At 62.4% G+C, this 20,033-nt stretch carries 20 protein-coding genes and 1 tRNA gene; 15 read left to right on the top strand and 6 right to left on the bottom strand.

The features are described from left to right. Window positions 1-82 precede the first annotated feature (82 nt). The gene (ade, locus tag EJ075_RS29800; RefSeq protein ID WP_095489673.1) at window positions 83-1,894 is read right to left on the bottom strand and encodes an adenine deaminase; all 1,812 of its coding nucleotides are present in this window, start codon (window positions 1,892-1,894) and stop codon (window positions 83-85) included. A 224-nt stretch (window positions 1,895-2,118) separates the two neighbouring features. Next, entirely contained in the window at window positions 2,119-2,298 is a 180-nt protein-coding gene (locus EJ075_RS29805) for a hypothetical protein (protein ID WP_095489518.1), read from the bottom strand. Between the two features lie 487 nt (window positions 2,299-2,785). On the opposite strand from EJ075_RS29805, the gene EJ075_RS29810 reads away from it, so the two are divergent. The 3 genes from EJ075_RS29810 (at window position 2,786) to EJ075_RS29820 (ending at window position 5,167) form a co-directional block, all read left to right on the top strand. Continuing rightward, window positions 2,786-2,870: transfer RNA gene (locus EJ075_RS29810), tRNA-Leu, on the top strand. Window positions 2,871-3,227: 357 nt separating this feature from the next. Then, entirely contained in the window at window positions 3,228-4,052 is an 825-nt protein-coding gene (locus EJ075_RS29815) for a phosphate ABC transporter substrate-binding protein (RefSeq protein WP_126106767.1), read from the top strand. Continuing rightward, on the top strand, window positions 4,049-5,167 hold the full coding sequence (locus EJ075_RS29820; protein ID WP_126106768.1) for a transporter substrate-binding domain-containing protein: 1,119 nt from the start codon (window positions 4,049-4,051) through the stop codon (window positions 5,165-5,167). The genes EJ075_RS29815 and EJ075_RS29820 overlap by 4 nt, the downstream gene beginning before the upstream one ends. Window positions 5,168-5,298: 131 nt before the next feature. On the opposite strand, the gene EJ075_RS29825 is transcribed toward EJ075_RS29820, so the two are convergent. Together EJ075_RS29825 and EJ075_RS29830 are read right to left on the bottom strand one after the other, a co-directional pair. Beyond that, complete coding sequence (locus EJ075_RS29825) at window positions 5,299-6,264, bottom strand: ATP-grasp fold amidoligase family protein (protein ID WP_095489521.1); 966 nt, start codon at window positions 6,262-6,264, stop codon at window positions 5,299-5,301. Window positions 6,265-6,305: 41 nt separating this feature from the next. Beyond that, window positions 6,306-6,884, bottom strand: coding sequence for an NUDIX domain-containing protein (locus EJ075_RS29830; protein WP_095489674.1), 579 nt, complete (start codon window positions 6,882-6,884; stop codon window positions 6,306-6,308). Between the two features lie 259 nt (window positions 6,885-7,143). Between EJ075_RS29830 and EJ075_RS29835 the strand changes: the two genes are divergently transcribed. The 7 genes from EJ075_RS29835 to EJ075_RS29865 all read left to right on the top strand — a co-directional run bounded on the left by EJ075_RS29835 (window position 7,144) and on the right by EJ075_RS29865 (window position 13,633). Next, window positions 7,144-8,247 carry an NADH:flavin oxidoreductase/NADH oxidase gene (locus EJ075_RS29835; RefSeq protein ID WP_126106769.1) on the top strand — a complete coding sequence of 368 codons (1,104 nt, stop codon included), beginning with the start codon at window positions 7,144-7,146 and terminating at the stop codon, window positions 8,245-8,247. A gap of 113 nt (window positions 8,248-8,360) precedes the next feature. Continuing rightward, window positions 8,361-8,669 carry a DUF982 domain-containing protein gene (locus tag EJ075_RS29840; protein ID WP_095489523.1) on the top strand — a complete coding sequence of 103 codons (309 nt, stop codon included), beginning with the start codon at window positions 8,361-8,363 and terminating at the stop codon, window positions 8,667-8,669. A 31-nt stretch (window positions 8,670-8,700) separates the two neighbouring features. After that, window positions 8,701-8,940, top strand: a complete 240-nt coding sequence (locus EJ075_RS29845; RefSeq protein WP_095489524.1) for a DUF2188 domain-containing protein — start codon at window positions 8,701-8,703, stop codon at window positions 8,938-8,940. Window positions 8,941-9,231: 291 nt separating this feature from the next. Beyond that, window positions 9,232-10,320 (top strand): sn-glycerol-3-phosphate ABC transporter ATP-binding protein UgpC, encoded by a 1,089-nt coding sequence (ugpC, locus tag EJ075_RS29850; protein WP_126106770.1) that lies wholly within the window; start codon window positions 9,232-9,234, stop codon window positions 10,318-10,320. Window positions 10,321-10,354: 34 nt separating this feature from the next. After that, a complete protein-coding gene (locus EJ075_RS29855) occupies window positions 10,355-11,680 on the top strand; it encodes an ABC transporter substrate-binding protein (RefSeq protein ID WP_126106771.1) in 1,326 nt (441 codons plus the stop codon). A 107-nt stretch (window positions 11,681-11,787) separates the two neighbouring features. Next, the gene (locus EJ075_RS29860; protein ID WP_126106772.1) at window positions 11,788-12,738 is read left to right on the top strand and encodes a sugar ABC transporter permease; all 951 of its coding nucleotides are present in this window, start codon (window positions 11,788-11,790) and stop codon (window positions 12,736-12,738) included. Window position 12,739: 1 nt separating this feature from the next. Continuing rightward, window positions 12,740-13,633, top strand: a complete 894-nt coding sequence (locus tag EJ075_RS29865) for a carbohydrate ABC transporter permease (RefSeq protein WP_126106773.1) — start codon at window positions 12,740-12,742, stop codon at window positions 13,631-13,633. Window positions 13,634-13,707: 74 nt separating this feature from the next. On the opposite strand, the gene EJ075_RS29870 is transcribed toward EJ075_RS29865, so the two are convergent. Then, on the bottom strand, window positions 13,708-13,995 hold the full coding sequence (locus EJ075_RS29870; RefSeq protein ID WP_126106774.1) for a hypothetical protein: 288 nt from the start codon (window positions 13,993-13,995) through the stop codon (window positions 13,708-13,710). Between the two features lie 356 nt (window positions 13,996-14,351). On the opposite strand from EJ075_RS29870, the gene EJ075_RS29875 reads away from it, so the two are divergent. Then, the gene (locus tag EJ075_RS29875) at window positions 14,352-15,095 is read left to right on the top strand and encodes a competence/damage-inducible protein A (RefSeq protein WP_126106775.1); all 744 of its coding nucleotides are present in this window, start codon (window positions 14,352-14,354) and stop codon (window positions 15,093-15,095) included. A gap of 177 nt (window positions 15,096-15,272) precedes the next feature. After that, window positions 15,273-16,106 (top strand): universal stress protein, encoded by an 834-nt coding sequence (locus tag EJ075_RS29880; RefSeq protein ID WP_095489530.1) that lies wholly within the window; start codon window positions 15,273-15,275, stop codon window positions 16,104-16,106. 10 nt (window positions 16,107-16,116) lie between these two features. Here EJ075_RS29880 and EJ075_RS29885 read toward each other — a convergent pair whose 3' ends face one another. Further along, window positions 16,117-17,058 carry a LysR substrate-binding domain-containing protein gene (locus EJ075_RS29885; RefSeq protein ID WP_126106776.1) on the bottom strand — a complete coding sequence of 314 codons (942 nt, stop codon included), beginning with the start codon at window positions 17,056-17,058 and terminating at the stop codon, window positions 16,117-16,119. Window positions 17,059-17,267: 209 nt separating this feature from the next. Between EJ075_RS29885 and EJ075_RS29890 the strand changes: the two genes are divergently transcribed. The 3 genes from EJ075_RS29890 to EJ075_RS29900 all read left to right on the top strand — a co-directional run bounded on the left by EJ075_RS29890 (window position 17,268) and on the right by EJ075_RS29900 (window position 19,914). Then, complete coding sequence (locus EJ075_RS29890) at window positions 17,268-18,632, top strand: pyridoxal-dependent decarboxylase (protein ID WP_245458045.1); 1,365 nt, start codon at window positions 17,268-17,270, stop codon at window positions 18,630-18,632. Window positions 18,633-18,707: 75 nt separating this feature from the next. After that, a complete protein-coding gene (gene gpt, locus EJ075_RS29895) occupies window positions 18,708-19,208 on the top strand; it encodes a xanthine phosphoribosyltransferase (RefSeq protein ID WP_029353723.1) in 501 nt (166 codons plus the stop codon). Window positions 19,209-19,425: 217 nt separating this feature from the next. Next, window positions 19,426-19,914 (top strand): NUDIX hydrolase, encoded by a 489-nt coding sequence (locus EJ075_RS29900; RefSeq protein WP_126106778.1) that lies wholly within the window; start codon window positions 19,426-19,428, stop codon window positions 19,912-19,914. Window positions 19,915-20,033 lie beyond the last annotated feature (119 nt).

A 20,033-nucleotide genomic window follows, 5' to 3' on the forward strand; every position in this document is an offset into this window, starting at 1 on the left:
TCCCCCCTCGTGGGGGAGATGTCCGGCAGGACAGAGGGGGGCGCTTTCCCGCCGGCATCAAAGGTTCTACACCGCAGCAACCCTAAACGAACAGATCAACCTTCTGGAACGTCGTCACGTCGATCAGGCCGACATCGGAAATCCTCAGTTCCGGGATGACGACCAGCGCCAGCAGCGAGTGCTGCATGTAGGCGTTGTTCAGCGAACAGCCCATCTTGCGCATCGCCTCGGTGAGCATGTCGGCCTTGACTGCCACGATTTCGGCGCGCTCGTCCGACATCAGCCCGGCGATCGGCATTTCGACCAGTGCCAGTTCCTTGCCCTTGGAGAACAGCACGACTCCACCGCCGACCTCGCCCAGCCGGTTGACCGCCAGTGCCATGTCCTGCTTGGAGGTGCCGACGACGATGATGTGGTGCGCATCATGCGCCACGCTGGAGGCCATGGCGCAGTCGGCCATATAGCCGAAGCCGGAGACGAAGGCATTGGTGACGCCGCCGGTGCCCCGGTGACGCTCGACCACCGCGATCTGGCAAACGTCGTTGCGACGGTCCATGGCGACCAGCCCGTCCTCCACCGGAAGATCGGCCTCGAGAGCCCGCGTCGGCGCCTGGTTCTCGATCACGCCGATGACCCGCACCCGCACCTCGTTGGCGCCCATGGGCGCCACGATGTCGAAATCCCCCGGTTTGAGCTTCTTGCCGAGCTTGACGGTGTTCTTCGCCGTCTTCGGATAGTCATAGGCCGGAATGTCGATTTCGAGCTTGCCGCCCTTGGCCAGCCTGACGCCGCGGCCATAGACCTCGTCGATGGTCATCGCGGCCAGATCGGAGACGATCAGCAGATCGGCGAGCCGCCCCGGCGCGATCGAGCCCAACTCGCGCTCCAGCTTGAAATGCTGGGCGGTGTTGAGCGTCGCCATCTGGATCGCCGTCACCGGCTTCAACCCCTGGCTGATGGCGTGCCGGACCACCCGGTCCATATGGCCTTCATGGACAAGCGTGCCGGAATGGCTGTCGTCGGTGCACAGGATGAAGTTGCGCGGGTCGAGCCCGCTCTCCGTCACCGCCTTGATCTGCGAGGCGACGTCGTACCAGGCGGAGCCCAGCCTCAGCATCGCCTTCATGCCCTGGCGGACGCGGGCGATCGCGTCCTCGGCGCGCGTGCCTTCATGGTCGTCCTCGGGTCCGCCGGCGACATAGCCGTGGAACGGCAGGCCGAGATCGCGCGAGGCGTAATGGCCGCCGACGGTCTTGCCCGCCCTCACCGTCGCGGCGATCTCGCCCGACATCACCGGATCGTTGGCCGCGACACCGGGAAAATTCATCACCTCGCCAAGCCCGATGACGTTTTCCCAGGTCATCGCCTCGGTGACATCGGCGACCGTCAACTCGGCGCCGGCATGCTCCAGCCCCGGTGCGGAGGGCACGCAGGACGGCATCTGCACATGCACGTTGATCGGCATGGCGACGGCCTCGTCATGCATCAGCCGCACGCCCGGCAGGCCGAGCACGTTGGCGATTTCATGCGGGTCGATGAACATCGAGGTGGTGCCATGCGGGATAACCGCGCGGCAGAACTCCGTCACCGTCACCATGCCGCTCTCGACATGCATGTGCGCGTCGCAAAGGCCCGGCACCAGATAGCGCCCGCCGGCGTCGACCACCTTGGTGCCCTGCCCGATAGCGTGACCGGCATTCGGCCCGCAATAGGCGAAGCGGCCGCCGGCAATGGCAATGTCGGTGCCGGCGATGATCTCGCCGGAGTGAACGTTGACCCAGCGCCCATTGCGGATGACGAGATCGGCGGGCCGCCTGCCCATCGCCACGTCGACCAGATGCGTCGACACCTCGGCCCAGGGTTTTGGTTTCGTCGCACGCGCGGTCTTCGCCATGAAGGGACTCCTGTTTTCCCGACTGTGCCAAGCCGCGCGGATTTTGACCAGCGAGATCAGCGGATTGCTTGAGCGCTCCTCGGCCTTCACATCGATCGTGATTCTCGCGTTTCGTTGCGAGGTCGCGATTCGTTGCTTTGTGACGGCAGTTATGCTATCGGCATGGTGCTGATTTGCGCCAACGACCCGCCGCCGAGGCGGGTTTTTTGTTTCGGCGCCGGCCGCTAAGTATCCTCCCGCTGTTCCCTGTCGCGGCAGTTGAGAAGGTCGACCAGATCGTCGGCCTCTTCGATGGGCATGTCGATCAAGGGGACGCCCACCTCGACAACCGGCAGGCCAGTGAACACATCAATGATGTCCCAGGTGCCTTCAGGTGTCTTCTCAATGTCGTAGCGTTGAGCCATGGGGGTGGAGCATGGATAGAGGAGAAGATTTAGCGCGTTTTACCCGGTCACCGCTCGTTTGGCCTACGGCATTGCGGAAATGATTCCCGTCCAGTCTGATCAAGCGCCTCAAGTAATGGGGCAAGAGTGCTGGGCAGCCGGAGGTCGACAGCCAGATTTAGCACGTCGTGTAAATGCCGGCGATTATCTTCGGAACGGATCAATTGCCGTACGGCCTTGGCAACAGACTTCCCTCGTCCTGTGTCAAACTCTGCCATGTTCGGGGTTCCAGTAACTTTAGTCCGAAACTCAGCCGCTGCGAAATAGTTCCAGCGATCTTGTTTGAATCTCTGTGGGTGGTTGGAGCTGGCTCGGTGACGGCAGCTATGTGGGCGCGGTGCTGATTGCGCCAACGGCCCGCCGTCAAGGCGGGTTTTTTGTACCAGGTTTCAGCGATGGCAGAAGATGGCTTGACGGCCTTTGGCTGGCGTCTGAAAAGGACTGGCCTGCGGACGTGGCGGAATTGGTAGACGCAAGGGACTTAAAATCCCTCAGCTACGGCTATCCGGGTTCGATTCCCGGCGTCCGCACCAGATTGTATTTATGGCTTCGCGAGCCGGCAGTGCCCGGACCGTTTGGAATGTGATGGCGGCCGGCCTGTTGTGAGCGACATCGCGCGCCGACCAGCGAATTTCTCATTGAACGGCCCGCGGCTGGCGACCCCAACTGGGCTGGTCGGAGGCAAACAAGAGCCAGCCTGGCTCTATGTCACCAAACTGACACCTGTCCCGGTGCAGTTTCCGAATACGCGACCACATTTCGCTGATCGGGGGCAAAGACTGGAACCGCCAATCAACACGAGACCGAGTGTCGCGTGGGTCGCGGCATCGTCCATTGCGACAGCCATCATCGTTGCGTTGGCCGCCTGGTGTTTCTACGGCAGCCGGGCAATGCCGGGCTCTGGGCCGGCTTCTGTACTGGTCTCCGGGCCGGTTACTGGCGGTTCACTGCAAATAATGGGTTCCGAAACGATGCGGCCGGTCGTCACGGTCTGCGCCGAGGCATTCATGGCCGACAATCCCGAGGCCGACATCATCGTGCGCGGCGGCGGCTCCGGCGACGGTATGGCAGCGCTGCTCCACGGCATGATCGATATCGGCATGATCTCACGGCCACTGTCGCCGAAGGAGATTGGGTTCGCAACCGCGAAAGGTATCGATCTGACGCAGTTCGAGCTGGCGCTGGACGGCGTTGCTATCGTCGTGCACCGAACCAACCCGCTGCGCGAAATCGATGTCGATCAGCTCCGCGCCATCTGGTCCGGAGATTTATCGCAATGGCGGGAGCTCAGCGGCGGCCCCGGCGAGATCCAACCACTTGCCCGCGCCAAAGGGTCTGGAACCGAGGAGGTGTTCGCCGAGCGGGTATTGAAAGGACAAAGGGAGGGTGTGGCAAAGGAATTGCCAACAAACGAGGCCATTGTCGCCGAGGTCTCCGCGCAGCCGAATGCTATCGGATACACCGGCCTCGGAGCGCTCCGCAATGCCTCGGACCTCGTCCATGTCCTGGCCATACGCAGCCAATCTTCCTCGGTCTTGCCGAGCGCCGATACGGTGTGGTCAGGCAGCTACCCGCTGACACGCGCCTTGCTTTTGATCAATCCGGGGACGCCGTCGGGACTTGCCGCCTCGTTCATCGCGTACTGCACCGGCCCCGCCGGACAGGCCTTGGTGAAGCGCGCCGGCTATGTCGAGATCGCGGCGGGCGAGCCATGAGCGCGCGCCGGGTCGTCGGTTTGGCGGTCGGCGTGCTCGCCTGGGCATTCTCCATGCCGGCGCTCGCCGAGCCGCGGGTCGAGGATTTCCGCGTACGCAAGCTCGTCGTCGGCATGATGCGGGTGCCACCCTTTGCATCGCGCGGCGATGATGGCGTATGGAGCGGCCTGAGCATCGAGCTCTGGCAAAAAGTGGCCTCGCAATTGAACCTTGGCTATGAATTCCGCGAGTTCGACTATGATCCCGATGCCATGGTCCAGGCCTTGCAGACCCGCCAAATCGATCTGGTGGTCGCCGCCATGCCGGTCACGACGGACGGTGAGGCGCGCTTCGATTTCTCGCATGCCTACTTCGCCGCGGGCGTTGGTGTCGCGGTGCGCAGCGAGCCAACCGCCGGTATCCTGGCGACCCTGCGCAGGCTGTTTACCTGGCAGTTGCTTGTTCCAATCGGCGGCCTCGTGGGTCTACTGCTGCTTGTCGGCACGTCGTTGTGGCTGATCGAGCGACGCCGCAATCCCGGCCATTTCGATCCCCGCATGATGCAGGGCATTGGCGATGGCATCTGGTGGGCCGCCGTGACGATGACGACGACCGGCTATGGCGACAAGACGCCGATCACTTGGCGCGGCCGCGCCATCGCTCTTGTCTGGATGTTCACCAGCATTTTCTGCATCGCCACCTTTTCGGCGACGCTCGCCTCGTCTTTGGTCGTTGGCCGGCTTAAGAGCAGCGTTGACGGTCCCGAAGACTTGCCGCGAGCCCGTGTGGGAACAGTGGCGGGTACAGCCGGCGAGTTGTGGACTAAGGCGCAGGGCCTGAAGGTGCAGACCTACCCTTTCCTGATCCAGGCCAGCAAGGCGCTCAAGCGCGGTGAAGTGGAGGCGCTGGTGGTGGAGCGCGCCATCCTTGGACACATGATCCAGGAATACCAGTGGAACGACTTGCTTATCCTGCCGCAAACCCTGGCGGTCCGCGACTACGCGATCGCCATTCCAAGCGGCAGCCCGCTCATGGAGGACATCAACCGCGCCGTGCTGACGGTGACCCCATCATCCCGATTGGAAAGAGCTCGTGCATCGCTACGTCGGCCAAAGCGAACCCTGAATTCGGAATGACCGAGGGGTCCCGGCCGACCGAAGCCGGCGATGCGATGCGGGTTTCTCTCCTACACGGATTTCTCTCGCCGATAAATTCGCCCGCCGCCTCGTGCCGTGGATTTGGACCGCGAAGAGACCGTCGCTCTGTTTCAGATGCGGCCGGCAGCGACAAGCACGGCCCTGTAGCGGCGCGCAAACCTGCTCGACGGGCGGCTCAGATAGCCGGACGCCGCAATATCCCAGCACGCGCCCAGTTCACGATCGAAAGCCGGCGGCTCGAATTGCTGCAGGCCGCTGCGGGGATAGATCGTGAATTCGCCGAACACCGGCTCTCCGCCGTCTTCGTAGAAATCGACTCGCATCATGTCGAATTCGCCGCCCAGTATCTCGGCAGCCTCGACCATGCGCGAAAAGCTTTGCGGCCGGGCAATTTCCAGCGACGCGTCGATGCCGCCCTGGACGACTGCCAGCCGGCGCCAGTCGCGATCGAAAAGTGCCGTCTTCCGCACCGTCGAGCGGAAAGACGTGACCACGACAAAGGCGACACGGCCGGCAATCACGTTGAACTTGTAGTCGATGGGCTGATAGTCATGATCCTTGCCGATCAGCGTCTCGACGAAAACCTGCGGCTTGATGTGGGCATAGCCGCGCTCCAGCTTGCGGCTGCCATAGGTCTCGGCGAGGTGCCTGGACATCTCGGCAATGATCGCGTCCCGATCGGCGGTTGCGGGGTCCGGAACGACGGCATTCATGTTGCAGCCGTGATTGCATTTGACGATGTATGGAATCGTCAATTCGTCGAAGGGGATTTCGCGCGGGTCGTCGCCGCGCCACAGCACCGCCGGGACAAGCAGCCAGGGAAGCCGATCCCGGACGAATTCCTTGGCTTTCAGCTTGTCGAGCACAATCGCAAACCGCGGATCGTCGTCGAAAATCTTGCGCCAATGGATCTTTTCCGTGAAGGTCGCCGGGGCAGCAAAACTGGGCAGATGCCGCATCCTTTCGGAGAAACGCTGGGTCAGGCGCCGGTAGCTGACCAGCAGCGCGACATTCAGGACCAGCAGCAGCGCCATCGCGCCAACCCGCTTCAGCGAACCCAGCTTTCCGGCGCTCATGTTTGCCGCGCCCCTTCGCTGCACCCAGATTCCGGCACGGGTCAGGCCCGGATCAGGTTCAGCTTCAGATGCTGGATCAGGATGATCGTCTTGGCATCGATAATGCGGCCGTCGTAAATGCCGGCCAAAGCCTCATCGAGCGGCATTTCCAGAACCTCGATGTCCTCGCCTTCTTCCGGCGCGCCGCCGCCGTCCGAGATGCGGTCGGCGGGCGAGTAGCGCGCGATGAAGAACCAAAGCCGCTCGGTCACGCTGCCAGGGCTCATATAGGGCGCAAACAGCCGTTCAACGTCCTTCAGCCGGTAGCCCAGTTCCTCTTCCGCCTCCTTGCGGATGCAGGTTTCCGGATCGTGTTCATCGAGCAGGCCGGCGCAGGCCTCGATCAGCGGCTCGCGGTGGCCGGTGACGTAGGCCGGGTAGCGGAACTGCCGCACGAGCAGAACCGTCGAGCGCTCGGGATCGTAAGGCAGGATCACCGCCCCGTCGCCGCGATCGTAGGTCTGGCGGATCTGCGTCTCCCATTGCCCGTCACGCCGGCGATAATCGAGGACGGTCTTTTTCAGGACGGCCCAGTCGTCGGAAAGGATTTCCTCCGAACGGATGCGAATGCGATCTTCCATGACGGACTCCGTGCTGTCGGTGGCGAGGACTACAGCGCCGCGCGTCCTCTTGGACGCGCAAAGGACGCTGTAGCACTTTCGATCTGCGCATGATCCTTTCCGAAAATCGGAATTGATTTTCGGGGTCATGCGCTAACCGCGAACCGGCCTTTGCGCAATCCCGGCAGCCATTGGTCCAGAGGTGCGCTTCACCGCCTCGTGTATGGCGCAGGCGCAATCCACTGCCTAAATAGCGGCAGCCCCTCCCCGGAGTTTTTTGATGACCACATCCCTTTTCCAGCCGATCACGCTTGACGGCCTCACCTTTCCCAACCGCATCGCGGTGGCGCCGATGTGCCAGTATTCCGCCGATGACGGGTCCGCCAGCGACTGGCACCTGTACCACTGGATGAACCTGGCGATGTCCGGCGCCGGCATGGTCACCGTCGAGATGACCGACGTCGAGCGGCGCGGCCGCATCTCGCATGGCTGCCTCGGCCTTTATTCCGACGACAACGAGGCAGCCGCCCGGCGCGCGCTGGATGCCGCCAAGCGCGTCGCCGCCCCCGGCACCAGGTTCGGCACGCAGCTTGCCCATGCAGGCCGCAAGGCTTCCAACCAGAAACCGTGGGAAGGCGGCGGACCGCTGAAGGCCGATCAGGACCCGTGGCCGATCGTGTCTGCCTCGGCAATAGCTTACGACACGGGCTGGCAGGTGCCGCGGGCGCTGGAGGATGAGGAGATCCTGCACATCATCGAACGCTTCACTGATGCGGCAAGGCGGGCCGAACGTGCCGGTTTCGACTTCATCGAATTGCACGCAGCCCATGGCTATCTGATCTTCCAGTTCCTGTCGCCGCTTTCCAACCAGCGCACCGACCGCTGGGGCGGCTCGCTGGAAAACCGCATGCGTTTTGTCGTCGAGATCGCAAAGGCGGTGAGAAAAGCCGTCCCCAAGCTGATGCTTGGGGCGCGTCTGTCGGTCAAGGAGTGGGTCGATGGCGGCTTCGATGTCGAGGACGCGATCGAAGTGGTCAAGGCGCTGAAGGCGGAGGGCGTCGCTTATCTCTGCTGCTCGAGCGGCGGCAATTCGCCGCTGCAGAAGCTGCCGACAGGCCCGGGCTACCAGGTGCACCTGGCGGAAGCCGTGCGCAAGGGCGCTGGCATCCCGACGCGGGCCGTCGGCCTGATCGACGATCCGAAGCAGGCCGAGGCGATCGTCGCCGAAGGCCGTGCCGACATGGTGGCTCTGGCCCGCGCCTTCCTGGCCGACCCGCGCTGGGCGTGGCGCGCCGCGGCCACATTCGGCGAGAAGATCCACCCGGCGCCGCAGCTTGCCCGCTCGGTGACGACGATGCGGCACTGGATGAAGGCGGCGGGCTGACCGTCCCGTTTCCACTGGCTGCGGCCCCAATGACCGCGGCCCCATTAATCGCGGCACTTGAGACCTTTGCGCCGAGGCGTTGCAACCAAATCGGTCGCTCCGCGTTGCCGGCGATGATGGACAACAAGCCTTTTGAAAAGCCGGTCGTGGTCGAGCTTGGCCATGTCGGCAAATACCGTGAGATCCGTAGCACCCAGGAAGCAGCGGAGTGCCTGATGACGGTCTGGCCACTCAATCGTGGTCCTCGGCATCGCGATGCTCTCGACACTTGCCTAAAAGTGCTGGAGGGTTATCGTTCGACAGCGGATGCGCGCCGGGCATTGGTCGAGGCCGCGAAGGAATCGGACGTGCTGGTTCCCGACGAGAGATTGTCCGACGGCAAGCTGCCCGAACGCAAACTGCCCGAAGACAAACTGCATTGAGCAGACGGAGCTTTTTCCACCGGAGGATTTCATGGCGAAGCTGACCTACAAGATCGTCGAACATGACGGGGGCTGGGCCTACAAGGTCGGCGCGACATTCTCGGAAACGTTTCCTACTCACGAGGACGCGCTGCGCGCCGCCGAGATCGCTTCGGCCGAACAGCAGGTCGCCGGCACCACGGACGGCATCCAGTACGAGGACGCCGACGGCAAATGGCACGACGAGCTCGCCGATGGCCGGGACCGGCCGCAAACCGAAGTTTCCGATTAGGCTGGCGTCGTTGCTGATGGCTTCTCGCACCTCCGGTTTTGGGAGCTGGGGCTTGGCAAGTTATTCTCTTGCTCCGATCCCGGACATGACGAATCTCAGTCCCGTTGGGAACGCTCACGATCAGGTGCGACGAAGAAGAGCGCTTGCCACGCAGCCGCTTTACAGGGCGGTCTGGTAGCGCTACCGTTTCATCATCGCGCGTGACCAGGGAGGAGCTTGGGAGCTGCCGCGGGCCAGTTAGGAAAGCGGTTTCCTTCGAAGACGTCGCAGGAAGCATTCGGGAGGAAATCGATGGCGTCTGTCGCGATTGGCGATGTCTACAAATCATTTGGAACCGTCGAGATTCTCCACGGCGTCAGCGTGGATATAGACGATGGCGAGTTCGTCACGCTGGTCGGACCGTCGGGCTGCGGAAAATCAACGCTTCTCAGGATGATTGCCGGCCTGGAAAAGATTTCGCGCGGCCAGATCGCGATTGGCGAGCGTGTCGTCAACAACGTTGCGCCAAAAGAACGCGACGTCGCCATGGTCTTCCAGAACTACGCGCTCTACCCGCACATGACCGTCGCAGAGAACATGGCGTTCTCGCTCATGCTCAAGGGCGTCGCGAAAGCCGAGAGTAGTGCTAGCGTCCAGCGCGCCGCCGAAATCCTGGGACTGGTGCCGTTGCTGGCACGCTATCCCCGGCAGCTTTCCGGCGGCCAGCGCCAGCGCGTCGCCATGGGCCGGGCGATCGTGCGCGATCCGGCGGTCTTCCTGTTCGACGAGCCGCTGTCCAATCTCGACGCCAAGCTCAGGGTGCAGATGCGCGCCGAGATCAAGGAATTGCACCAGCGCCTGAAGACCACGACCGTCTATGTCACCCATGACCAGATCGAGGCCATGACCATGGCCGACAAGATCGTGGTCATGCATGACGGCATCGTCGAGCAGATCGGGCCGCCGTTGGAACTCTACGACCGGCCGGATAATATCTTTGTCGCCAGTTTTATCGGCTCGCCCGCCATGAACATGCTGCGGGGCGAAATCACAACCGATGGCGGCTCACCGTCGTTTCGCGGCTCCGGCGGGATTTCAGTCCCATTGGCCACAGCACTGTCCATCGGCAGTGGCGAGCCGGTGGTGCTGGGAATACGGCCCGAGCATTTGCGGCTGTCCGACGACAGGGGCATTCCGGTGACGGTCGCGGTGGTCGAGCCGACAGGGTCCGAATTGCAACTCATCGGCCGGACGGCTGGCGGCGAAGAGATCGTCGCGAATTTCCGGGAGCGCCACTCCTTCGCGCCGGGCGAGACCATACGCCTCACGGCCGAGCCCGGCCTAATCCATCTCTTCCACGGCGAGACCGGAAAGCGATTCAAGACGCGCAGCGAACAGTAAGAACCACGGCAACGAATAACAGGAGGAAACGAGCATGAAATTCACCAGACGTGACGTGATCCGCACGACCGCCGGCGTGGCGGCGGGAGCCTTGGGAAGCCGGTTCGTCGGCTCTTCCGCCTTTGCCCAGGAGGGGTTGACGTACAAGCCCGAAGACGGCGCGAAGCTGCGGATGCTGCGTTGGTCGCCCTTCGTGCAGGGCGATGAGGATCAATGGCTGGCCAACACCAAGCGGTTCACCGAGGCGACAGGCGTCGAGGTTCGCGTCGACAAGGAAAGCTGGGAGGACATTCGCCCCAAGGCGGCGGTCGCCGCCAATGTCGGCTCCGGTCCAGATCTCATGTTGGTCTGGTTCGACGACCCGCACCAGTACCCCGACAAGCTGCACGACGTCACGGAACTGGGTGAGTATCTGGGCTCGAAATACGGCGGCTGGCACGACGGGCCAAAGCAATATGCGACGCGGGAGGGAAAATTCCTCGGCCTGCCTCTGGCAACCATCGGCAATGCCATCGTCTACCGGGAAAGCTGGGTGAAGGAGGCTGGCTTCTCGGAGTTTCCGAAGGACACCGCAGGCTTCCTCGAGCTTTGCAAGGCCTTGCAGGCGAAGGGACATCCGGCCGGCTTCACGCACGGCCATGGCGTTGGCGACGGCAACAACTACGCTCACTGGCTGCTGTGGAGCCACGGCGGCCAGATGGTCGACGAGAGCGGAAAGGTGGCGATCAACAGCCCCGAGACCCTCAAGGCGATCGAATACGCGCAGGAACTCTACAAGACATTCATCCCCGGCACCGAAAGCTGGCTCGACGTGAACAACAACCGCGCCTTCCTGGCCGGCGAACTGGGCGTCATCGCCAATGGCATTTCCGTGTATAACACGGCCAAGACCAACAAGGACAATGATCCGAAACTGGCTGAAATCGCCAAGGACATGCGCACGACCAGCCTGCCGATCGGTCCGGTCGGAAAATCGGTCGAGTTGTTCCAGGTGACCACGGCCGTGATCTTCGACTACACACCCTACCCCAACGCGGCCAAAGCCTATCTGCAGTTCATGTTCGAGGAGCAGCAGATGGCGGAGTGGATCACCTCCTCGGCCGGCTATTGCTGCCAGACGCTCAAAGCCTTCGACAACAATCCGGTGTGGACGGCCGACCCGAACAATGCCGCTTACGCCAAGGCCTCGGCGACGCTGCGTCCCAATGGCTATGCCGGGCCGCTCGGCTATGCCTCGGCGGCGACCATGGCCGACTATGTCCTGGTGGACATGTTCGCCAAGGCCGTGACGGGCCAGGCGACGGCCCAGGAGGCGATGGAAGAGGCGGAGAAGCGCGCAAACCGGTACTATCGCGTTTGATCACAGCCGAGCCGGGCAGCCGCAACCGCGCTGCCCGGTCTGGTTCCTGAAATCGCGTGGCGGCCACTCAGGCCACCATGCCACCAGACCTTATGAGGAGCCGTCCCATGGCCGTGTCGTCCGCTGCCGTTCAGCCGCGTCCGTCGATCCTGTCGCGGAGCCTGTCGCTCTTGGCCGACAGCCGGAACGCGCTTGGCTTCGGCTTCATGCTGCCGGCGGCAGCGCTGCTGCTGGTCTTCCTGACCTATCCGCTCGGGCTCGGCGTCTGGCTCGGCTTCACCGATGCCCGCATCGGCCGCCCCGGTATCTTCATAGGCACCGAAAACTATCAATATCTGTGGGATGACGCCGTCTTCTGGCTCTCCGTCTTCAACACCTTGCTCTACACGATAAGCGCCTCGATCCTGAAGTTCGTGCTCGGCCTCTGGCTGGCGCTTATCCTCAATCAAAATCTTCCCTTCAAATCGTTCTTCCGCGCCATCGTGCTGTTGCCGTGGGTGGTGCCGACGGTGCTGTCGGCCATCGCCTTCTGGTGGATCTACGATTCGCAGTTCTCCATCCTGTCCTGGGCGCTTATGGAAATGGGCCTGATCGACCATCGCATCAATTTCCTCGGCGACCCGGAGAACGCGCGCGCTTCGGTTATCGCGGCCAATGTCTGGCGCGGCATTCCGTTCGTCGCCATCACGCTGCTTGCCGGCCTGCAGACGATTCCCCAGTCGCTTTACGAGGCCGCCACGCTCGATGGCGCCAGCCGCTGGCAATTGTTCCGCTTTGTGACGCTGCCGCTGCTGACGCCGATCATCGCCATCACCATGACGTTTTCGGTGCTGTTCACCTTCACCGATTTCCAGCTGATCTATGTGCTGACCCGTGGCGGACCGGTGAATGCCACCCATCTGATGGCGACACTGTCCTTTCAACGCGGCATTTCGGGGGGCCAGCTTGGCGAGGGCGCCGCGATTGCGGTCGCCATGATCCCGTTCCTGCTGGCGGCGATCCTGTTCAGCTATTTCGGCTTGCAACGCCGCAAATGGCAGCAGGGCGGCGGAGACTGACATGGCCACGACCAAGAAGACGAAACGTCCGGAACTCGACGAAGGCGGCATGGGCTACCTTCAGAGCCTGCCGCGGCGCGTGGTGACGGTCTATCTGCCGTTGCTGGTGTTCGTGATCGTGCTGCTGTTCCCGTTCTACTGGATGACGATCACGGCGGTTAAGCCCAATCTCGAGATGACCGACTACGCCAATTTCAACCCGTTCTGGGTCGTGCACCCGACCTTGGAGCACATCCGCTATCTCTTGTTCGACACGTCCTATCCGGGCTGGCTGCTCAACACGATCATCATCTCCACCGCCGCCACCTTCCTGTCGCTCCTGGCTGCGGTGTTCGCGGCCTATGCGATCGAGCGGCTGCGGTTTTCAGGGGCGCGGCAGGTCGGCCTCGCGGTCTTCCTCGCCTATCTCGTGCCGCCCTCGATCCTGTTCATCCCGCTGTCGGTGATGGTGTTCAACCTTGGGCTTTACGACACGCCCTTCGCGCTCATCCTCACCTACCCGACCTTCTTGGTGCCCTTCTGCACGTGGCTGCTGATGGGCTACTTCCGCTCCATCCCGTTCGAACTGGAAGAATGCGCGCTCATTGACGGGGCGAGCCGGTGGCAGATCCTCATCAAGATCGTGCTGCCGCTGTCGGTGCCCGGACTGATTTCGGCCGGGATATTCGCATTCACCCTGTCATGGAACGAATTCATCTACGCCCTGACGTTCATCCAGTCGTCCGAAAACAAGACTGTGCCGGTCGGGGTGCTCACGGAGCTTGTCCGCTCCGACGTCTATGAGTGGGGAGCGCTGATGGCCGGAGCGCTGATCGGCTCCCTGCCGGTGGTCGTGCTCTATTCGTTCTTTGTCGAGCACTACGTTTCGTCGATGACTGGCGCGGTGAAGGAATAGCGCGCTGCCTCGGTCCCGGCGGCCGCGGATGCCCGTTGAAGAGCATCCTGCCGGCCGGTCCGGTCGTGGGCTGATTACTTGCCGCAGTACTGATCGTTGACGTTCATTCGGGCGTTGGCGTCGGGTCCTGGCGAGTTCGAGGCGCAAGGTCCAACCGGGCCCGGGTTGCCCTGGATGTTCAGACCCGAGGCGTCGCCGTTGATGCTGCCGGTGGCGCTGGGATCAGCGGTCATCCGCTCTTCGTTGGTGGGAACTGGGTTCGTGGGAGCTGGGCTATTGGATAAAACATCCGACGATTGCGCCATTGCGGACGTGGCGAGGCCAATCGTGAAGACCGAGGCTGCGAGAATTTTGGTAAGCATAAGGAGACTACTCCATTCCATGTGGTTGCAGATGTCGACTTCGTGCGACCGCCAAAGAATCCATCAGCCGGCTCGAAGTTCCGATGAAAAGGTCGTTAAGGCGCGCAAGCTTCGACACCTTTTTGTGACCAGTGCGTGAAGAGGTTTGGGATGCTTCGGCAGTTTTGAGCAACGCGAGATCGGCGAAGTGCCCGCCTGTCGAGATCAGCCTGCGAACGCGCGCTCAAGGGAGATGGCACAGGTGGATCCGTCGTTCGGACGGCATTGCCGCCGGCCATCCGCCGCGCTATCTCAGGCGACCCTCTCTACCTGAGGCGATCTTGTCTGCCTCAGGTGACCTTTTGCCGGAGCCTCCCATGCCCGAAATCGTCACCGCCGCCATGCTCGTCATCGGCGACGAGATTCTGTCCGGCCGCACCAAGGACAAGAATATCGGCCACCTCGCCGATATCATGACGGCGATCGGCATCGACCTGAAGGAGGTGCGCATCGTTCCCGACGAGGAAGACGAGATCATCGCCGCGGTGAATGCCATGCGTGCCCGTTACACCTATGTCTTCACGACCGGCGGCATCGGCCCCACGCATGACGACATCACCGCGGATTCGATCGCCAAGGCCTTCGGCGTGCCCTGCGAATACGACGCCAAAGCCTATGCCATGCTGGAAGCGAGCTACGCCGCGCGCGGCATCGAATACACCGAGGCGCGCAAGCGCATGGCGCGGATGCCGCGCGGTGCCGACCATATCGACAATCCTGTGTCCATCGCGCCGGGCTTTCGTATTGGCAACGTCCATGTCATGGCCGGCGTGCCGTCGATTTTCCAGGCGATGCTCGACAATGTGGTGCCGACGCTGAAGGCCGGCACAATTATGCTGTCGGCCACGGTGCACTGTCCGTTCGGCGAAGGGCTGGTCGGCGGACCGCTGGGCGACATTCAGAAGGCGCATCCGGATACAATCATCGGGTCCTATCCGAAATATGGCGACGGCAAGTTCTGGACGGAGCTGGTCGTGCGTGCCCGCAGCCAGGAAGCGCTGGACGCCGCCCGCGCCGATGTCGAGGCGATGGTCGCAGGCCTCGCCAGCGCGGCCAGTTGAGCTAAAGCGCGTGGTCTGAAAGGAATCCATGCGACGCGCTTTTAGGTTCTTGCTTCATGCATGTCGCTGTCCCAAACCGCTGCGGACTTTGGGCGACACGCATCAGGCCGGAACCAAGCATGGTACTGTAACGTTTCTCGCGGGCGAGTTTCGATCGCCGTAAAATGAGGGATTACCATGCGATTCAAGACCATCGTCGCCATACTGCAGAACGAACAGGATGCGGAGCGCGTGCTCGAATGCGCCATTCCGCTTGCCGATAAGTTCCAGAGCCATCTCATCGGCATTCATGCCGAAGCGCTTCCCGTCCCCTACACCTCGGCCACCGGCTTTCCCGACACCGAGTTCCTGCAGGTTTCAGCCGACATGAACAAGGAGCGTGCTGAAAAATTGCGGGCGGTTTTCCTCAGGCATATCGAGGATTCCGGCCTGTCTTTCGAGTGGCGCAGCCTCGAGAGCTTTTCCGGAGATAGCGCGCTGACCGGCATCCCAACCGTTCGCACCGCGGATCTGATCATCGCCGCGCAGCGCGAGTCCGGCGGCGATCCGAGCGCCGACGTCGACACGCTGGTCTACGACGCCGGCCGGCCGGTGCTGGTCGTGCCCCATTCGGGACCGCTCGTCACCAGCTTCAAGCATGTGCTGCTCGCCTGGAACGGCAGCAAGGAAGCCGCGCGCGCCGCCTTCGACGCCCTGCCCTTCATCATCGAGGCCGAGAAGACGGATATTGTCGTCATCGACCCGCCGGATACGCTTGACGCGGCTCCCGAGGCGGCCGGCGCCGAAATCGCCGCCGCCCTGTCCAGACATGGCGCCACGGTCAGCGTCTCGGTGCTGCAATCGGGCGGCCATTCGGTCGACGACGTGATCCAGACCAGGATTGCCGAAACCGGCGCCGACCTGCTCGTGCTTGGCGCCTACAGCCATTCCTGGCTGCGCCAGCTTCTGTTCGGCGGGGTCACGCGCACGGTGCTGCGTACGGTGCCGGTGGCAGCTTTCCTGTCGCGGTAGGAAGCCTAGATCAAGAACTCTGGCGCGCGGCGAAATACGCCCCGACATGGTCAACGACGGTGGAAGTCAGGTCATCGGGCGCATGAGGGCTGCGCCGCAAAGCCACGTCATAGTAACCAATCGACGGAAGGCCTTGCTCAGGCCCAAACGGCACCAGTTCTCCCGATAAGGTTGCAATCGGCAACGGCGCGACTGCCAGCCCCGCCACCACCAGCGCAAGCTGGCCCGCGAGATTCTCACTTGTACAAGCGATCTGATAAGAGATGCCGGCTGCGTCGAGCGCGTCGATGGCTGACTTCCGCCAAATGCAACTCGTTGGACCTGCGGCGACCGCCAGCGGACGACGGAGATGGGCGGTTCCATGCGCAAGGCCTGCCCACACAAGCCGATCTCTATGGATGGCCGTGTCGGGCGATCCAGTTCGACCCGTCGCGCCAGCTGTCACCAGTGCGACATCCAGTTCGCCCTCATCCAGCATCCGCAACATCGTGCTGCTTGTGCGACACGTCACGCTGATCTCCACCAACGGATAGGCCGCTGTATAGCTGGCGAGAACCGAGGGAAGGAACGCAACGGCATATTCATCCGTCATTCCCAGCCGTACGGCGCGTCCGTGCGACAGGCGATTGAATCGCACTATCGCCTCTTCGGCGATTCCAAGAGCGCGCCGCGCGTAGGTCAGAAGCGCTTCACCTGCTGGCGTCAACATTATCGAGCGCCCTTGATGCACAAAGATCGACTGTCTGATCTGCGTTTCAAGCCGTTTCATTTGCATGCTGATGGCAGATGGCGTCCGGTGCACTGTTCGGGCAGCACCGACGAAGCTGCCTGTGTCGACAACCGCCATCAGAGTACGCAGGAGAGAGTTGTCCAGCCCCAACAGAACGCCCGAATCCGGCCCAAAGCGTGCGTGGTTCGGCATGAGTGGCAAGCCCCAATTCGCCAATTTCATTGATCTCGAGTGTAAGTCCTTTTCGTTTGTCGGAGCAATCAGCCTTGGCCAAACTGAGTAAAACCAATTGCACAGCCGGCATGGTGGCCGGCTAGCTGCGTCTGGGCATGGGCAAATACACCGCTTGAGGAACCCACTCAATGAACACGGCGCTAGATCTCGCCTACCGTGCAGCACGAGCCTGGATCGACGGATTGGATGAACGTTCAGTGGCTGCAACGGCCAGTCTTATGGATCTCAAGCGGTCTTTTGCCGGCCCACTGCCATACGAAGGCAGCAGTGCAGAGGAAGTGGTTCAAGCACTTGCCAGGGATGCCGGCCCCGGGATGCATGGCAGCGCAGGCGGACGCTTCTTTGCCTGGGTGATTGGCGGCGGCTTGGAATCCGCACTGGCGGCCGACTGGCTGGTAACCACCTGGGATCAGAACGCGACCGTCTATGCCTCCAGTCCGGCCTCCGCCGTGATCGAGGAAACAGCCGGCGAATGGATCAAGGAGTTGCTCGACCTGCCGCGAGACGCCTCTTTTGCGTTCACCAGCGGTTGCCAAATGGCGCATATGACCAGCCTTGCGGCTGCACGCGCGGCGCTGCTGGGGCGCGTCGGCTGGAACATGGAAGAGGACGGGCTGATTGGCGCGCCGGGGATCAGGGTGCTGACGAGCGACCAGCGACACGTCACCGTAGACCGCGCGGTGCGCTTTCTGGGGATCGGCCGCCAGGCTATTGATCAGTTGAAAACGGACGGGGATGGACGCGTCTCTCCTGCGGTTCTCGACGGCGCGCTTTCCGACAGTTCCAAACCGACCATGCTGGTGCTGAATGCTGCCGACTTGAACATAGGCGCCTGTGACGCGTTCAGGGAGTTGATATCGATGGCGCATTCAGCCGGCGCCTGGGTTCACATCGACGGTGCCTTCGGCCTGTTCGCACGCGCCAGCCGAACGTACCGCCACCTGCTGGACGGCGTGGAACTGGCGGATAGCTGGGCGACCGACGGCCACAAATGGCTGAACGTCCCTTTCGATTGCGGTATCGCCATCATCGCGGACCGGGAAGCACATCGCACTGCCATGACATCGAGCGCATCCTATGTCGCGCCGACCACAATCGCGCGGGACCAGTCAGACTGGAACCCGGAATACTCTCGCCGCGCGCGTGGCGTTCCCGCCTATGCTGCCCTCAAGCAACTCGGCCGCAGCGGCATGGAGGCTTTGGTTGATCGCTGCTGCGCGCATTGCGCCAACATCGTCGAAGGGATCGGCGAACTGCCGGGCGCCGAGATCCTTGCAAGGCCAACGCTCAATCAAGGGCTGCTCAGGTTCGCTCGGCCTGGCGCTTCACCTGCGGAAAACGATGCTTTTACCGACGAAACAATTCAAAAAATCAATGCCACTGGCGAAGCCTTCTTCTCCGGCACGACCTGGCGCAACCTCCGCGCCATGCGCGTCAGCGTGGTTAATTGGCGCACCAGCGAGCAGGATGTGAAGCGGGCGATCGCGGCCGCGACTTCTGTGCTGACGCCGGAAGTGGCTGTGCCGATCGGACTGGAGGTTGCGCCACTTGCCAACACTTAGGCTTTCCAGTTAATTCCGCGCGCATTCCCTCAAGTGTCTGCGCGCGATCTCGCGCGCTGCGGAGTGCGCAGAAAAATGTCCCTTCCCGAAAAGGCCTTTCCAGTCTCCTGGGATCAGTTCCACCGCGACGCGCGTGCGCTCGCCTGGCGGCTTGCCGGCGCCAACAAAGGCCAATGGAAAGCGATCGTCTGCATCACACGCGGCGGCCTGGTTCCGGCCGCCATCATCTCGCGTGAACTCGGCATCCGGGTCATCGAGACGGTTTGCGTCGCCTCCTATCACGACTACGCCAGCCAGGGGCAGCTGCAGGTGCTGAAGGAGGTCACGCCGGCGCTGCTCGCCGATGACGGCGCCGGCGTGCTGATCATCGACGACCTCACAGACACCGGCAAGACCGCAGGCATCGTGCGCGCCATGATGCCCAAGGCGCATTTCGCCACCGTCTATGCCAAGCCGAAAGGCAGGCCGCTGGTCGACACCTTCGTCACCGAGGTCAGCCAGGACACCTGGATCTATTTTCCGTGGGACATGGGCTTCACCTACCAGAAGCCGATCGCCGACGACCACGTCGGCTGATTCGCGGCAACTGCCTTTTCTCCTGGAACAGCCAGGCGAGCACTTCTTGCCGGCGACCACTTCTTGAAAGCATGCCGCGGCGCACGATATTTCCTGAATCGACGCCTCTTGGCGTGGTTAACCAGTGCGTATGAGGTTTTTTACTTTTATTGCCCATGATTAGCCGTAAGATTCACGAGACGGCAGATGATTCTGGAGGCTGGGGCAAGCTTCTCCGATGTTGACGACGCCAGCAACGCACAACCATTTGGCCGAAAGGGTCCAGCGGCTCTTCGGCACAGCGCCGTGCCGCCTGCAGGTTGCAGCACTGCCCTGGCGCGATACCAAGCATGGCATCGAGATCATGCTGATCACCAGCCGCGATACCGGCCGCTGGGTGCTTCCCAAGGGCTGGCCTGAGGCGAAGGAACTGCTTTGCGAAGCGGCGGCACGCGAGGCCGGCGAGGAAGCCGGACTGCGCGGCACGATCTCCCACCACGAAGCCGGCCGCTACTTCTATGCCAAGGCATTGTCTTCAGGCGAGGAAGTGCCTTGCGAAGTCCTGGTATTTCCGCTGCAGGTCGACAAGATCGCCGACCGGTGGAAGGAAAAGCGCTCGCGCACCCGCAAATGGGTCAGCCCCGCCGAGGCAGTGCGCATGGTCAACGAGCCGGACCTTTGCCAGATCATCGCCTATTTCTGTGCCGACCCGCACCAATTCTCCTGAACGAGACCTGGTCGCGCCACCCGCGCATTGCGCGGGTAAAAATCGAAACCCTCCGCGCCACTTTCTATCCCCGTTATCCACATGTGTGACACACAAGATGTTGGGGTCATAAAAGCTAC

Origin of the sequence: Mesorhizobium sp. M6A.T.Cr.TU.016.01.1.1 (genome assembly GCF_003952585.1) — a bacterium.
In the GTDB taxonomy this organism is placed as follows: Bacteria; Pseudomonadota; Alphaproteobacteria; order Rhizobiales; family Rhizobiaceae; genus Mesorhizobium; species Mesorhizobium mediterraneum.